The 13,908-nt window shown below is 72.1% G+C and carries 15 protein-coding genes; 11 read left to right on the top strand and 4 right to left on the bottom strand.

From position 1 onward, the window contains the following. Positions 1–55: 55 nt before the first annotated feature. The 4 genes from leuC (at position 56) to BS83_RS36910 (ending at position 3,346) form a co-directional block, all read left to right on the top strand. Complete coding sequence (gene leuC / locus BS83_RS36925; protein WP_037607634.1) at positions 56–1,480, top strand: 3-isopropylmalate dehydratase large subunit; 1,425 nt, start codon at positions 56–58, stop codon at positions 1,478–1,480. A 6-nt stretch (positions 1,481–1,486) separates the two neighbouring features. Next, complete coding sequence (gene leuD / locus BS83_RS36920) at positions 1,487–2,083, top strand: 3-isopropylmalate dehydratase small subunit (protein WP_037607633.1); 597 nt, start codon at positions 1,487–1,489, stop codon at positions 2,081–2,083. Between the two features lie 136 nt (positions 2,084–2,219). Continuing rightward, complete coding sequence (locus BS83_RS36915) at positions 2,220–2,498, top strand: SCO5555 family protein (protein ID WP_232248618.1); 279 nt, start codon at positions 2,220–2,222, stop codon at positions 2,496–2,498. Positions 2,499–2,623: 125 nt separating this feature from the next. Beyond that, positions 2,624–3,346 carry an HU family DNA-binding protein gene (locus tag BS83_RS36910; protein ID WP_037607632.1) on the top strand — a complete coding sequence of 241 codons (723 nt, stop codon included), beginning with the start codon at positions 2,624–2,626 and terminating at the stop codon, positions 3,344–3,346. Positions 3,347–3,503: 157 nt separating this feature from the next. Here BS83_RS36910 and cofC read toward each other — a convergent pair whose 3' ends face one another. Continuing rightward, complete coding sequence (gene cofC, locus BS83_RS36905; RefSeq protein ID WP_063774307.1) at positions 3,504–4,331, bottom strand: 2-phospho-L-lactate guanylyltransferase; 828 nt, start codon at positions 4,329–4,331, stop codon at positions 3,504–3,506. Positions 4,332–4,467: 136 nt separating this feature from the next. Between cofC and BS83_RS36900 the strand changes: the two genes are divergently transcribed. The 3 genes from BS83_RS36900 to BS83_RS36890 all read left to right on the top strand — a co-directional run bounded on the left by BS83_RS36900 (position 4,468) and on the right by BS83_RS36890 (position 7,696). Beyond that, the gene (locus BS83_RS36900; protein WP_051945778.1) at positions 4,468–5,265 is read left to right on the top strand and encodes a lysophospholipid acyltransferase family protein; all 798 of its coding nucleotides are present in this window, start codon (positions 4,468–4,470) and stop codon (positions 5,263–5,265) included. Then, positions 5,262–6,266, top strand: a complete 1,005-nt coding sequence (locus tag BS83_RS36895) for an NAD(P)H-dependent glycerol-3-phosphate dehydrogenase (RefSeq protein ID WP_037607631.1) — start codon at positions 5,262–5,264, stop codon at positions 6,264–6,266. Before BS83_RS36900 ends, BS83_RS36895 begins: the two co-directional genes overlap by 4 nt. Before the next feature lie 281 nt (positions 6,267–6,547). After that, positions 6,548–7,696 carry a D-alanine--D-alanine ligase family protein gene (locus BS83_RS36890; RefSeq protein WP_037607630.1) on the top strand — a complete coding sequence of 383 codons (1,149 nt, stop codon included), beginning with the start codon at positions 6,548–6,550 and terminating at the stop codon, positions 7,694–7,696. A 6-nt stretch (positions 7,697–7,702) separates the two neighbouring features. On the opposite strand, the gene BS83_RS36885 is transcribed toward BS83_RS36890, so the two are convergent. Both BS83_RS36885 and BS83_RS36880 read right to left on the bottom strand, forming a co-directional pair. Then, the gene (locus tag BS83_RS36885; RefSeq protein ID WP_084714704.1) at positions 7,703–8,224 is read right to left on the bottom strand and encodes a DUF3515 family protein; all 522 of its coding nucleotides are present in this window, start codon (positions 8,222–8,224) and stop codon (positions 7,703–7,705) included. A 19-nt stretch (positions 8,225–8,243) separates the two neighbouring features. Further along, entirely contained in the window at positions 8,244–8,477 is a 234-nt protein-coding gene (locus BS83_RS36880; RefSeq protein WP_037607629.1) for an Lrp/AsnC family transcriptional regulator, read from the bottom strand. Positions 8,478–8,685: 208 nt separating this feature from the next. On the opposite strand from BS83_RS36880, the gene BS83_RS36875 reads away from it, so the two are divergent. The 3 genes from BS83_RS36875 (at position 8,686) to thiD (ending at position 11,689) form a co-directional block, all read left to right on the top strand. After that, a complete protein-coding gene (locus tag BS83_RS36875; RefSeq protein ID WP_037607628.1) occupies positions 8,686–9,651 on the top strand; it encodes a thiamine-phosphate kinase in 966 nt (321 codons plus the stop codon). 64 nt (positions 9,652–9,715) lie between these two features. Next, positions 9,716–10,741, top strand: coding sequence for an ATP-dependent 6-phosphofructokinase (locus BS83_RS36870; protein ID WP_037607626.1), 1,026 nt, complete (start codon positions 9,716–9,718; stop codon positions 10,739–10,741). A 147-nt stretch (positions 10,742–10,888) separates the two neighbouring features. Then, a complete protein-coding gene (gene thiD, locus BS83_RS36865) occupies positions 10,889–11,689 on the top strand; it encodes a bifunctional hydroxymethylpyrimidine kinase/phosphomethylpyrimidine kinase (protein ID WP_037607625.1) in 801 nt (266 codons plus the stop codon). 79 nt (positions 11,690–11,768) lie between these two features. On the opposite strand, the gene rpmB is transcribed toward thiD, so the two are convergent. Then, complete coding sequence (gene rpmB / locus BS83_RS44585) at positions 11,769–11,954, bottom strand: 50S ribosomal protein L28 (RefSeq protein ID WP_014138233.1); 186 nt, start codon at positions 11,952–11,954, stop codon at positions 11,769–11,771. A gap of 273 nt (positions 11,955–12,227) precedes the next feature. Here rpmB and BS83_RS36860 point away from each other — a divergent pair, with 273 nt between their 5' ends. Next, complete coding sequence (locus BS83_RS36860) at positions 12,228–13,871, top strand: DAK2 domain-containing protein (protein WP_037607623.1); 1,644 nt, start codon at positions 12,228–12,230, stop codon at positions 13,869–13,871. Positions 13,872–13,908 lie beyond the last annotated feature (37 nt).

Raw genomic sequence — 13,908 nt, 5'->3', positions numbered from 1 at the left:
GAAACAAGAGCACCGACCAGCTGGACCGGTGACGTTGCCGGTCGGAGGGATAGCGATGGGACGCACACTCGCGGAGAAGGTCTGGGACGACCATGTCGTTCGGCGCGCCGAGGGCGAGCCCGATCTCCTCTTCATCGACCTGCACCTGCTGCACGAGGTGACCAGCCCGCAGGCCTTCGACGGCCTCCGCCTGGCCGGGCGCAAGGTCCGTCGCACCGATCTCACCATCGCGACCGAGGACCACAACACGCCCACCCTCGACATCGACAAGCCCATCGCGGACCCGGTCTCCAAGGTCCAGCTGGAGACGCTGCGCCGCAACTGCGCCGAGTTCGGCGTACGCCTGCACTCGCTGGGCGACGTCGAGCAGGGCGTCGTCCACGTCGTGGGACCGCAGCTGGGCCTGACCCAGCCGGGCACCACCGTGGTCTGCGGGGACTCCCACACCTCCACCCACGGCGCCTTCGGCGCGCTGGCCTTCGGCATCGGCACCAGCCAGGTCGAGCACGTGCTGGCGACGCAGACGCTGCCGATGGACCGGCCGAAGACCATGGCGATCACCGTCGAGGGCGAACTGCCCGAGGGCGTCACCGCCAAGGACCTGATCCTGGCCGTCATCGCCAAGATCGGCACCGGCGGCGGCCAGGGCTACGTCCTGGAGTACCGCGGCTCGGCGATCCGCAGCCTCTCCATGGAGGCCCGGATGACCGTCTGCAACATGTCCATCGAGGCGGGCGCCCGCGCCGGCATGATCGCCCCGGACGCCACCACCTTCGCCTACCTCCAGGGCCGCGACCACGCGCCGCAGGGCGAGGAGTGGGACGCCGCCGTCGCGTACTGGGAGACGCTGGCCACCGACGAGGACGCCGTCTTCGACGCCGAGGTCTTCATCGACGCGACCACGCTCAGCCCGTTCGTCACCTGGGGCACCAACCCCGGCCAGGGCGCGCCGCTGGGCGCGAACGTGCCTGACCCGGCCTCCTTCGAGGACCCGCAGGAGCGCATCGCCGCCGAGAACGCGCTGACCTACATGGGCCTGACCGCCGGCACCCCGCTGCGCGAGGTCTCCGTGGACGCGGTGTTCGTCGGCTCCTGCACCAACGGCCGGATCGAGGACCTGCGGGCCGCCGCGGCGATCCTCGACGGTCGCCAGGTCGCCGACGGCGTGCGGATGCTGGTCGTCCCCGGCTCCGTCAGGGTCGCCCTGCAGGCGATCGAGGAGGGCCTGGACAAGGTCTTCACCGCCGCCGGAGCCGAATGGCGGCACGCCGGCTGCTCGATGTGCCTGGGCATGAACCCGGACCAGCTGGCTCCCGGCGAGCGCTGCGCGTCCACCTCCAACCGCAACTTCGAGGGCCGTCAGGGCAAGGGCGGCCGCACCCACCTGGTCAGCCCCCAGGTGGCCGCCGCCACCGCGGTGCTCGGCCACCTGGCCTCGCCCGCCGACCTGTCCGACGCCCAGCAGCTCGTGGAGGCCTGAGCAGCCATGGAGAAGTTCACCTCGCACACCGGCCGGGCCGTTCCGCTGCGCCGCAGCAACGTCGACACCGACCAGATCATCCCGGCCCACTGGCTGAAGAAGGTCACTCGCAACGGCTTCGAGGACGGCCTCTTCGAGGCCTGGCGCAAGGACGACTCCTTCGTCCTCAACCTCCCGGAGCGTCAGGGCGCGACGGTCCTGATCGCCGGCCCGGAGTTCGGCACCGGCTCCTCCCGCGAGCACGCGGTCTGGGCGCTGCAGAACTACGGCTTCAAGGCCGTCATCTCCTCCCGTTTCGCCGACATCTTCCGCGGCAACTCGCTGAAGAACGGCCTGCTGACGGTGATCCTGCCGCAGGAGACCGTCGAGCGGCTGTGGGCCCTGGTCGAGGCCGACCCGCAGGCGGAGGTCACCGTCGACCTGGAGGCCAGGGAGGTCCGCGCGGCGGGCGTCACCGCCGCCTTCGAGCTGGACGAGAACGTCCGTTGGCGTCTGCTGAACGGTCTGGACGACATCTCCATCACCCTCCGGCAGGAGGCCGACATCGCGGCCTACGAGGCGGCCCGTCCCGGCTTCAAGCCGACCACCCAGCCTGTCGGCTGAGCCCTCGCCAGCACTGCTTTTCAGCCAGCCCCCCGGCGTGCGCCGGGGGGCTGATTGCTGTTCCCACGGTGACTGTGTGTAAGGTCAGAGGCAGGCGCAGCGGGGAACAACTGCCCAAAGATGGCAGAATCTCCGCATGAGTCCGAGTGACCGCCCCCAGGGTGACGACGACGCGGAGCTGATCGAGGAGGCCGCGGACGCCGAGCTCTACGAGCTGGTCGCGCAACGACTCAAGGATGCACACGCCCGTGTGCGTGCTCTGGACGTGTCGGACGCGGAGAGGACCGCGTTGACCCGTTCGTTGCTCATTGTGACGGAGGCGGCGAAGCGCGATCTCCCGGCAGCCGCACGGAGGTTGGCGCGTTTCGTGGATGACCTGGACAGCGGCAGGCTGCCCGGTCCGACGGCGGGCTGAAACCCGAATCCATTGCGACACAAGGGTGATGCGCCCGTTTGGTTATTGAAATGGCGTATATACATGCCTAACGTGCGAATTGCCCAGAAAGAATCTTCCGGGCAACCGTTTCCGAAGGGGAAGACGTGAACAAGGCGCAGCTTGTTGAAGCGGTGGCCGAGCAGCTGGGTGGCCGTCGTGCCGCCGCAGAGGCAGTTGATGCTGTGCTCGACACCATCGTGCGTGCGGTGACCGCGGGTGACCGCGTGTCCGTGACCGGTTTCGGCACGTTCGAGAAGGTGGACCGCGCAGCGCGGTTCGCCCGCAACCCGCAGACGGGCGACCGGGTCAAGGTCAAGAAGACCGCGGTTCCGCGGTTCCGTCCGGGTCAGGGTTTCAAGGACCTGGTCAGCGGCTCGAAGAAGCTGCCGAAGACCGGCGTCTCGGTCAAGAAGGCCCCCAAGGGCTCGCTGACCCCGGGCAAGAGCGGGATGGCGGCCCCGGCCGGCTCCCCGGCGGCGAAGAAGGCCGCCGCCGCCGCGAAGAAGGCCACGGCGAAGAAGACCACGCCCACGGTCAAGAAGGCCGCCGCGAAGAAGGCCACCACCACGGCCACGGCGGCGAAGAAGGCCACGACGGCGACGGCGGCCAAGAAGACCACCGCCGCCGCCAAGAAGACCACCGCCAAGAAGACCACGGCGGCGGTCAAGGCCCCGGCGAAGAAGACGGTCACCGCGAGCGCCACCCGCCCCGCCGCCAAGAAGGCGACGACGGCGGCGAAGACGGTCGCGGCGAAGAAGACCACGGCGGCGGCGAAGAAGACCACCGCCAAGAAGGCCCCGGCCCGCAAGGCCGCGGCGAAGAAGTAGTTCGGGCAACCGCTCGGGTCGCACTCTCCAGGGGCGCGGGGAACTGCGCGACAAGCCACTGGTGTGCGGACGGTCCCCATCGAGCAGGGCCGTCCGCACGGGTTGGTCGCTCGCGCGGTTCCTCGCGCCCCTGGGCGTTGCCCGGCTCGGCGTGTGCCTAGAAGGTCTGCAGGGTGATGAGCGTGATGCGGCGGTCGCCGCCGTCGCCCTCGGTCTCGATGCGGACCCGCTGGCCGGGTCGCAGCAGGCGCAGGCCGCCCGCGTCGAACGCGGCAGCGTCGAAGCCGAGGGCCGTGCCGTCGTCCAGCAGAACCTGGCCGCTGCGGCTGTCGGGGGAGTACGTGAACGCTGTCGCCTGCATGCGCCCAAGCGTAGCCAGCGTGCGGGGTCCCGCGCCCAGCGCCAGTGCCACCCGGAGGTCCGCGCCCGTGTCGACGTCCCTGCGGACGCTCGTCACACCCTCCAGGCGCAGCTCCACCGCCCCCGAGGCGGCGTGCCGGCGCCGGGACGGGCCACCGAAGGCGGGGGAGAGCGCAACGCCGGCCGCCGCCGTCAGCAGCGTCGTGCCGACGCCCTGGGTGTCCGCGAGGAACGCCCTCGGGTGCGGCTGCGCCGCGGCCAGCACGCGGCCCAGCTCGGCCGGCACCAGCGCCGGCAGGTCCGCCGACATCGCCGCGACCGCGCCCGCGCCCAGGGCCAGGCGCGCGTAGCGCACGCCGTGCGTCAGGGCGGCGTTGAGTCCCGCGCCCGGCTCGTCGGGCACCACCACCGCTCCCGCCACCGCGAGCTCCGCCCCGGCCCGCTCGTCGTCGCAGACCGCCACCACGCCCGCCACCGCGTCGCATCGCCGCGCCGCCGCGACCGTGTCCAGGGCGAAGGCCAGCGCGAGCTCCGGCCGGAGCTCGCCGACGGAGGCGCCCAGCCGGGACTTGGCCGCGGCCAACGGCTTGAGGGGTATCACCAGGGTGAACGGCGGCGTCGTCATCGTGGGACATTCTGCCCGGCGTCCGCCCGCACCGGCGGGGGTGCCTCGACAGTCAGTCCAGGCAGGGGCGACACTTGTGCGGTTGACGACGGTAATCCGGTGAATCCGGCGAGGACTGACGCAAGGAGGAGTGCTCGTGCCCGGCTCCAGCACCAGGGCGGCGCGCCGCAGATACGGCTTCTGGTACCGCCTGGCGGCGGCCATCGCGAAGCCGCCGCTGTTCGCGCTCACCAAGCGTGAGTGGGGTGGCTACGAGAACTTTCCCGCCGAGGGCGGATTCCTCACCGCGATCAACCACAACTCGTATTTGGACCCGCTGGTCTACGGGCACTATCAGTACGACTCCGGACGTCCCGCACGATTTCTGGCGAAGGCCGGGGTCTTCAACGTTCCGGGGATCAAGCAGATTCTGACCGGGGCCGGACAGATCCCGGTCTACCGCGGTTCCGCCGACGCCGCGCACGCATTCCGTGCCGCGATGGAGGCCGTCGACGCGGGGGAATGCGTGGCTTTCTACATCGAGGGCACGCTCACCCGTGACCCCGACCTGTGGCCGATGACGGGCAAGACGGGCGCCGCCCGGGTGGCCCTGACGACCGGTGCGCCGGTCATCCCGGTGGCCCAGTGGGGCGCGCACGAGATCATGCCGCGCTACGCCAAGGGCGGCCGGGGCAACCGCCGCTTCAAGCCCTTCCCGCGACACACCGTCAGGGTCCAGGCCGGCCCGCCGGTGGACCTGGACCGCTGGCGCGGCAAGGAGCTCACCGGAACGGTGCTGCGCGAGGCGACCGACGCCATCATGGACGCCATCACCGCCCAGTTGGAGGAGCTGCGCGGGGAGAAGGCACCGGCCGAGCGCTTCGACATGGCCAGGGCACGCAGCGAGGCGGCCGGGGCCAGGGACGAGAAGGACACGAAGGAGGCGGCGGAGTGACCACCCGTTGCGCCGTGTTCGGCACCGGATCGTGGGGCACCGCCTTCGCGATGATCCTGGCGGACGCCGGCTGCGAGGTGAACCTCTGGGGCCGTCGGCAGGAGGTCGTCGACGCCATCAACGGCACCCGGACCAATCCGGACTACCACCCCGGCATCGAGCTCCCGCCGGGCATCACCGCGACGACCGACGTGGCCAAGGCGGCGGCCGACGCGGACTTCACCGTGCTGACGGTCCCCTCGCAGACGCTGCGGGCCAGCCTGAGCGGCTGGGCGCCGCTGCTGGCTCCGCAGACGGTGCTGGTCAGTCTGATGAAGGGCGTGGAGCTCGGCACGGCGATGCTGATGAGCGAGGTCATCGAGGAGGTGACCGGAGCGCCGAAGGAGCGGATCGCGGTCGTCTCCGGGCCGAACCTGGCCGCGGAGATCGTCCGCAGGCAGCCTGCGGCGAGCGTGGTGGCCTGTGCGGACCAGGACGCCGCGCAGCGGCTCCAGGCGGCGTGCCTGACGGGCTACTTCCGGCCCTACACGATCACCGACGTGGTCGGCTGCGAGCTCGGCGGCGCCGTGAAGAACGTCATCGGCCTGGCCGTCGGCATCGCCGACGGCATGGGTCTGGGCGACAACACCAAGGCCTCCCTCATCACCCGCGGCCTGGCCGAGACCACCCGCCTGGGCCTGGCGATGGGCGCGGACGCGCACACCTTCGCGGGGCTGGCGGGCATGGGCGACCTGGTGGCCACCTGCTCCTCCCCGCTCTCGCGGAACCACACCTTCGGGACGAACCTCGGCCGCGGGATGTCTCTCGACGAGGCGATCGCGGCGACGAAGCAGACCGCGGAGGGCGTCAAGTCCTGCGTCTCCGTCCTCGACCTGGCGACCCGCCACGGCGTCGACATGCCCATCGCCGCGACGGTCGTCGACATCGTCCACGGCGGCAAGTCGCCCCAGACGGCGGTCAAGGAACTCATGGGCCGCTCCGCCAAACCCGAACGCCGCTGAGCGCTTCCCGCGAAGGGCTCGTCGCACCCTCCCAGGGGCGCGAGGCCCTGCCGATATGCGCCTCCGGCGCGTGGGCGCGAAAAGCCACCGGCGAGCAGATGGTCCTCAACGGTCAGGGCCATCCGCGCCGGGTGGCTTCCCGCGCGGTTCCGCGCGCCCCTGGGATGGTGCAACCGGCTCCTCGCCGTCACGTGCGGCGTCCCCGCCTGCGGAAGTCTCCGACGTGTGGCGGGGTGCCCGACGGGCCGGGGGTGGACAGGGCGGGTAGTGTCCTACGGGATATGAGCACTCAGCCTTCCTCCCCCAGCCCCTCCGGAGGGCGTAAGCCCCGTGTCGCGGTCGTCTTCGGCGGTCGCAGCTCCGAGCACGCCATCTCCGTCGTCACCGCGGGAAGCGTCCTGCGCGCGCTGGACCGTGACGCGTACGAAGTCCTGCCGATCGGCATCACGCACGACGGCCGCTTCGCGCTCACCGCGGACGCGCCCGAGCGGATGGCCATCGCCGACGGCAAGCTGCCCGACGTGGACCAGTTGGCCGAGTCCACCGACGGTCAGGTGAACCTGCCCGCCAGCCCCGTCGCCCGTGAGGTCGTCTACACCGAGCCCGGCTCCGTGCCGAAGGCCCTCGGCGAGGTCGACGTCGTGCTGCCGCTGCTGCACGGCCCGTGGGGCGAGGACGGGACGCTGCAGGGTCTGCTCGAACTGTCCGGCGTGCCGTACGTCGGCTCCGGCGTGCTGTCCAGCGCCGTCGGCATGGACAAGGAGTACACCAAGCGCGTGCTCCAGGCCTTCGGCCTGCCCGTCGGCCCGTACACCGTGATCCGTGCCCGCGAGTGGGCGACCGAGGCCGGTCGCCAGGCGGCGCTCGCGCGGATCGACGAGCTGGCCTACCCGGTCTTCGTGAAGCCCGCCCGGGCCGGCTCCAGCATGGGCATCACCAAGGTCGACGACCCCGCGGACCTGGTCCGCGCCATCGAGTTCGCCCGGACGCACGACCCCAAGGTCATCGTCGAGGCGGGTGTCCGTGGGCGCGAACTGGAGTGCGGCGTCCTGGAGTTCGAGGACGGCCCGCGCGCCAGTGTGGCCGCCGAGGTGATCGTGGGCGAGGGCTTCTCGTTCTACGACTTCGAGGCGAAGTACATCGACTCCAGCGACGTGCAGATCCCGGCGAACCTCACCGAGGACGAGATGTCCCGGCTGCGGACGCTCGCCGTGCAGGTCTTCGAGGCGCTCTCGTGCGAGGGTCTGGCGCGGGTCGACGTGTTCCTGAAGGACGACGGCGAGTTCGTGGTGAACGAGATCAACACCATGCCGGGCTTCACCCCGATCTCGGCCTTCCCGAAGATGTGGGAGGCCTCGGGACTCGCCTACCCGCAGCTGGTCGACCACCTGCTGCAGGCCGCGCTGCGCCGCTCGACCGGGCTGCGCTAGCCCCGGTCAGCTGCAGTTGTACCTGCGGTCGGGATCCCGCGGGCTCGCCTTGGCCACGGCCGGGGCGAGCTCGCTGATGGGCGACTGCTTGCCGGAGTAGTCGGCGGGGACGTGCACCTCGACGATGGCGTACTGGTTCGCGGACGAGAAGGTGAAGCTGCGGTCGGCCTGGTTGTACACCGAGACCCAGCAGACACCGCCGACCTCCGCGCCGCTGACGTTGTCGCCCTCGGGGTTGTAGTCCTTCGAGTGCGGGTCCAGTACGCCCGGCAGGCCCGCGCCGCAGCGCAGGGTCACCGCGGGGTCGCCCCAGGCGGCGGTGTTCGGGCTGGAGGGGGTGGTGGCGCGCTTGGAGAGGCCCATGAGCGTGGCCGGCAGTGTGCGGCTGAGCGCCGCGCACTGCTGGGTGACCGACCCCGTCGTCGTGGGCACGGCGAGGTGCACGCTGCCGCTCCCGCCACCGCCACAGGCGGTCAGCGAGAGGGCGGCTGCGGCTATGAGGGCGGCGGCTGCGGGGATCCTGGTCACCCCGCGATGCTAACGGCAGCTACAAGTGCACCACCGGGCAGGTCAGGGTGCGGGTGATGCCCTCCACCTGCTGGATCTGTGCGACGACCAGTCGGCCCAGGTCGTCGACGGTCTCCGCCTCGGCGCGGACGATGACGTCATAGGGACCGGTGACGTCCTCGGCCTGGACGACCCCGGTGATCCCGGAGATCGTCCCTGCCACATTGGACGCCTTGCCGACTTCTGTCTGAATGAGGATGTAGGCCTGCACCACGATGGACCTCCTGGCGGCTCGGTGCGGAGATCTTGCGGACTTGGTGGTTCCCCCGCTGGCACGAAGGAAACAGGGGAACCGCAACGCTATCGCTCCGGGTCGCCCGCTGGGAGCCCTGCGACACGCCCGTAGGGCGTACGCTGCGGCCGGGAGGCGTGCATTCGCGCCCGAAAGTTGACGAGATCCGAAGAGATCCGGAAGGAAACCCATGCAGGTCGGCGAGCTCGGTGAGTTCGGACTGATCCGGGAGCTCACGTCCCGGCTGCCGCAGACCTCGGCCGTGGAGCTCGGTCCGGGCGACGACGCGGCCGTGGTCGCCGCGCCCGACGGGCGGGTCGTGGCCACCACCGACGTGCTGTTGGAGGGGCGACACTTCCGGCGCGACTGGTCCACCGCCTACGACGTGGGCCGCAAGGGCGCCGCGCAGAACCTGGCCGACGTGGCGGCGATGGGCGCCGTGCCGACGGCGCTGCTGCTCGGCCTCGTCGTCCCGGCCGAGCTGCCGGTGACCTGGGTGCTGGAGCTGATGGACGGCCTGCGCGACGAGTGCCAGGTGGCCGGCGCGGCCGTGGTCGGCGGGGACGTGGTGCGCGGCGACGCGATCACCATCTCGATCACCGCTCTGGGTGATCTCCAGGGCCGCAGGGCCGTCACCCGTTCGGGAGCGCGCCCCGGCGACAAGGTCGCCGTCACCGGATGGCTCGGCTGGTCGGCGGCGGGCTTCACGGTCCTCTCGCGCGGTTTCCGCTCGCCCCGCGCCTTCGTCGAGGCACACCGGCGTCCCGAGCCGCCGTACCACGCGGGCCCGGCGGCGTCCCAGCTCGGTGCCACGTCGATGATCGACGTGAGCGACGGCCTGGTCGCCGACCTGGGCCACGTCGCCGAGGCCAGCAACGTCCACATCGACCTGCGCGCGGCGGACTTCGACGTCCCCGCGCAGATGGCCGACATCGGTCAGGCGGTCGGCGTGGACCCGCTGCTGTGGGTGCTCTCCGGTGGTGAGGACCACGCCCTGGTGGCGACCTTCCCCGCGGAGACGCAGCTGCCCTCGCGCTGGCGCGTGGTGGGCGAGGTGGTCCGCCCGGCCGGGCTCTCGAAGAAGGGGACGGTCACCGTGGACGGCGCTCCCTGGGACCGCACCGGCGGCTGGGACCACTTCGGGGCGCAGGCCTAGAACCCACCTGTTCGGGCCCGGGGGGAGTGGGGCGAATCACCCTTTTTCCGCATAGGCTTCCCTTATGCGAATCGGTGTGCTGACCAGTGGCGGCGACTGCCCCGGCCTGAACGCGGTGATCCGTTCCGTCGTCCATCGGGCGGTCGCCGAACACGGCGACTCCGTCGTCGGCATCGAGGACGGCTTCCTCGGCCTGATCGAGGGCCGCGGCCGCCCCCTCGGGCTGGAGGACGTGACCGGCATCCTGACGCGCGGCGGCACGGTCCTCGGGTCGGCGCGGGTGGAGCGCGGCCGGATGCGCGAGGGCGTGGAGCGCGCCCACGAGTTGGGCGCGAACCTGGGCATCGACGCGTTGATCGCGATCGGCGGCGAGGGCACGCTCACGGCGGCGCGGATGTTCAGCGAGGCCGGCCTGCCGGTGGTCGCGGTCCCGAAGACCATCGACAACGACATCGACGCGACGGACGTGACCTTCGGTCACGACACGGCCGTCTGGGTCGCGACCGAGGCGATCGACCGGTTGAAGACGACGGCGGAGTCGCACCAACGGGTGATGGTCGTCGAGCTGATGGGCCGCCACACGGGGTGGATCACCCTGCACGCCGGCATGGCCGGGGGCGCGCACGGCATCCTGATCCCCGAGCGGCCGTTCGACGTGGAGGCGGTCTGCTGCATGGTCGAGGAGCGGTTCTCACGGGGCAAGAAGTTCGCGATCGTGGCGGTGGCGGAGGGAGCGCAGCCGGCCCCCGGCACCATGCGCTTCCACCACGGCGGCACGGACGCCTACGGCCACCAGACCTTCGGCGGCATCGGCACGCGCCTGGCCGGCGAGATCGCGCAGTGGATCAACAAGGAGTCCAAGCCGGTCATCCTCGGCCACGTCCAGCGCGGCGGCACGCCGACGGCCCAGGACCGGGTGCTGGCCACCCGCTTCGGTTGGCAGGCGGTGGAGGCGGTCCACAAGGGCGCCTTCGGCCACATGACCGCTCTCCGCGGCACCGACATCGAGTTCGTCCCCATCGCCGACGCGATCGCCCGCCTCAAGACCGTCCCCGAGGACCGCTGGACCGAGGCCGAAGCGGTCCTCTGACGGTTCAGGGGCGCGGGGAACCGCGCGACGAGCCACCCACAGCCTGAGATCCCGAACGCGCAGGGCCATCCGCACATCGGTGGTCTCCCGCGCAGTTCCTCGCGCCCCCTGGGGAGTGCAAGCCGGGGCGCTGCATAGGGTGGCCCCATGTCTGTGAATGTTGCTCCGCCCCGCGTACTCACCATCGCCGGATCGGATTCCGGCGGTGGCGCCGGGATCCAGGCCGATCTCAAGACCATGCTCGCGCTGGGCGTGCACGGGATGAGCGTCGTCGCCGCCGTGACGGCGCAGAACTCCGTGGGGGTGCAGGGCTACTGGGAGCTGCCGGTCGAGGCCGTCGTCGCCCAGTACCGCAGCGTCGTCGACGACATCGGCGTCCAGGCCGTCAAGACGGGCATGCTGGCCGGCGCCGAGCTCGTGGAGACCGTCGCGGGCCTGCTGGAGGAGTGCGACGCGCCCGTCGTCGTGGACCCCGTCGGGGTGTCCAAGCACGGGGACACGCTGCTCGCGCGCTCCGCGGTGGGCGTCCTGCGGGACCGGCTGCTGCCGCAGGCGACCCTCGCGACGCCGAACCTGCACGAGGTGGCGCAGCTCACGGGGATCGAGGTCGCCGACGAGCGGCAGCTCGCCGACGCGGCCAAGGCCGTGCAGGACCTCGGCGCGACCTGGGCGCTGATCAAGGGTGGGCATCTGGAGGGCGACGCGGTCGACCTGCTGCGCGGACCCGACGGGAGCGAGCACACCTTCCGGGCGCCGCGCTACGACAACAACCACACCCACGGCACCGGCTGCACCCTTGCCAGCGCGATCGCCTCCCACCTCGCGCTCGGCCTGGACGTGCCGTCGGCCGTCGCCGCGTCGAAGGAGTACATCACCGGCGCGATCAAGGGCGGATTCGCGCTCGGCGCGGGCATCGGCCCGGTCGACCACGCCTGGCGCTGGCGCTAGCCGTCGGAGAAGGAAAAAGCAGAGGGCCGGTCCACCGTGAGGTGGACCGGCCCTCTGCGAAGCCGGAGGCGTGGCCGCGTCAGCGGGAAACCTTGCCGGCCTTGATGCACGAGGTGCAGACGTTGAGCCGCTTCGGCGTACGCCCGATCACAGCGCGGACCGTCTGGATGTTGGGGTTCCAACGACGAGGGGTCCGGCGGTGCGAGTGGGAGATACTGTTGCCGAAGCCCGGCCCCTTGCCGCAGACGTCGCAGTTGGCAGCCACGGGAGTCACTCCAAAGACTTCAGATGCACTAACGATTCCAACCCCACGGCGCGAGCGCCGCGACAGCGGTCTCGCTCTGCTGTCCTGGGGGCGGCCTGGAGGGAGTCCAGGCAACCGGAGCAGCATACATCGGCTGACTCCGTACAACGAAATTACCATGGCCGGCGGGGCAACCCCGCATCGCCCACCTGCAGGGACCCTCGCGGACCGGTCCGGGGGGCGCCGACCTGGCGGTAGCCTGCGGGGGACGTCCAAGCCCGCGAGGAGAGACCGGTGCCGCACACCCTCGACGCCCAGGCCGTGCGCGACTGGTGCCGTCTCTCCCTGGCCGCACTCGGCCAGGCACGCGAGGAGATCGACGCCATGAACGTCTACCCGGTGCCCGACGGGGACACCGGGACCAACCTCTACCTGACCGTCGAGTCCGCCACCCAGCAGGTCGAGGCGCTGTTCACCCCGGACTCCGGAGCGCCCTCGGTCGAGGTCGCGCTGCGGGCGATGGCCCACGGCGCGCTGATCGGCGCGCGCGGCAACTCCGGCGTGATCCTCTCCCAGCTGCTGCGCGGCATCGCCGCGGCCGTCGGGGAGGGGCCGGCCGACGCCCCGGCCCTGCGCCGTGCCCTGCGCCGCGCCGCGGACGCCGGGTACGAGGCGGTGGCCAAGCCCGTCGAGGGGACGGTGCTCACCGTCGCCGCCGCGGCGGCCGACGCGGTCGCCGCGCTGCCCGAGGCCGCCGCGCTGGTGGAGGTCGCGGAGGGCGCGTACGAGGCGGCGGGGGTCGCGCTGGCCCGCACCCCGCAGCAGCTCGCCGTGCTCGGCCGGGCCGGTGTCGTGGACGCCGGCGGACGCGGTCTGGTCGCCGTGCTCGGCGCGCTCGCGGACGCGGTGAGCGGCCAGTCGCCGATGGGCCCGCTCGCGATGGGCGCCCGCAGGGTCGTCGAGCACCAGGCTCCGGCCGAGCTGCCGCACGCCGGCGCCGCGGACGGGGAGGACGGCCCCGCGTACGAGGTGATCTACCTGCTCGACGCGCGTGACGAGAACCTCCCCGCGCTGCGGGAGCGGCTGGCCGGACTCGGCGACTCGCTCGTCGTCGTCGGCGGGGACGGCCTGTGGAACGTGCACGTCCACGTCGACGACCCGGGGGCGGCCGTCGAGGCCGGGATCGAGGCCGGGCGCCCGCACCGGATCCGGATCACCCACTTCGCTTCGGCGGCCCCGGCCCCGGCCGCCCACGGCGTCGGGCTGAGCGAGGCCCGTGCGGTCGTCAGCGTCGTGCAGGGCGAGGGTCTGGCCGGGCTCTGCCGGGAGAGCGGCGCGACCGTGCTGCACGCCGACCCGGACCGGGCCCCCAGCAGTACCGAGCTCGCCGCCGCGATCAGGACCGCCCACGCCCGCGAGGTCGTGCTGCTGCTCAACGACGCCGAGCTGCGGGCGGCCGCCGGCGTCGCGGCCGACCAGCTGCGCGGCGAGGGCGTCAGGGTCGCGGTCATCCCGACCCGCTCGCCGGTCCAGGGGCTGGCCGCGCTCGCCGTCCACGAGCCGGCACGGCGCTTCGACGAGGACGTCGTCGCGATGACCTCGGCGGCCGGGGCGACGCGCTACGCGGAGCTGGCCCTGGCCGAGGGCGAGTCGTGGACCATGGCGGGCGTCTGCCAGGCCGGGGACGTGCTCGGGCTGATCGACGGCGACGTCGCGGTCATCGGGGAGCCGGGGGAGACCGGGCCGACCGCGGCCGTCGTCCTCGACCGCATGCTCGCGGCGGGCGGCGAACTGGTGACGCTGATCCTCGGCGACGGCGCCGACGCGGGGCTGGCGGACGAGCTGGTCGCCCACGTGCGGCGGAGCAACCCGGTGGTGGACACCGTGGTCTACGTCGGCGGACAGGGCGCGTCGCCGCTGGTGATCGGAGTCGAGTAGGCGCGGCAGGGCGGAATGGGCCGGAGCTGTCCGAGGG

Source organism: Streptacidiphilus rugosus AM-16, from assembly GCF_000744655.1.
In the GTDB taxonomy this organism is placed as follows: domain Bacteria; phylum Actinomycetota; class Actinomycetes; order Streptomycetales; family Streptomycetaceae; genus Streptacidiphilus; species Streptacidiphilus rugosus.
This window is presented reverse-complemented; position numbering and strand designations above follow the sequence as displayed.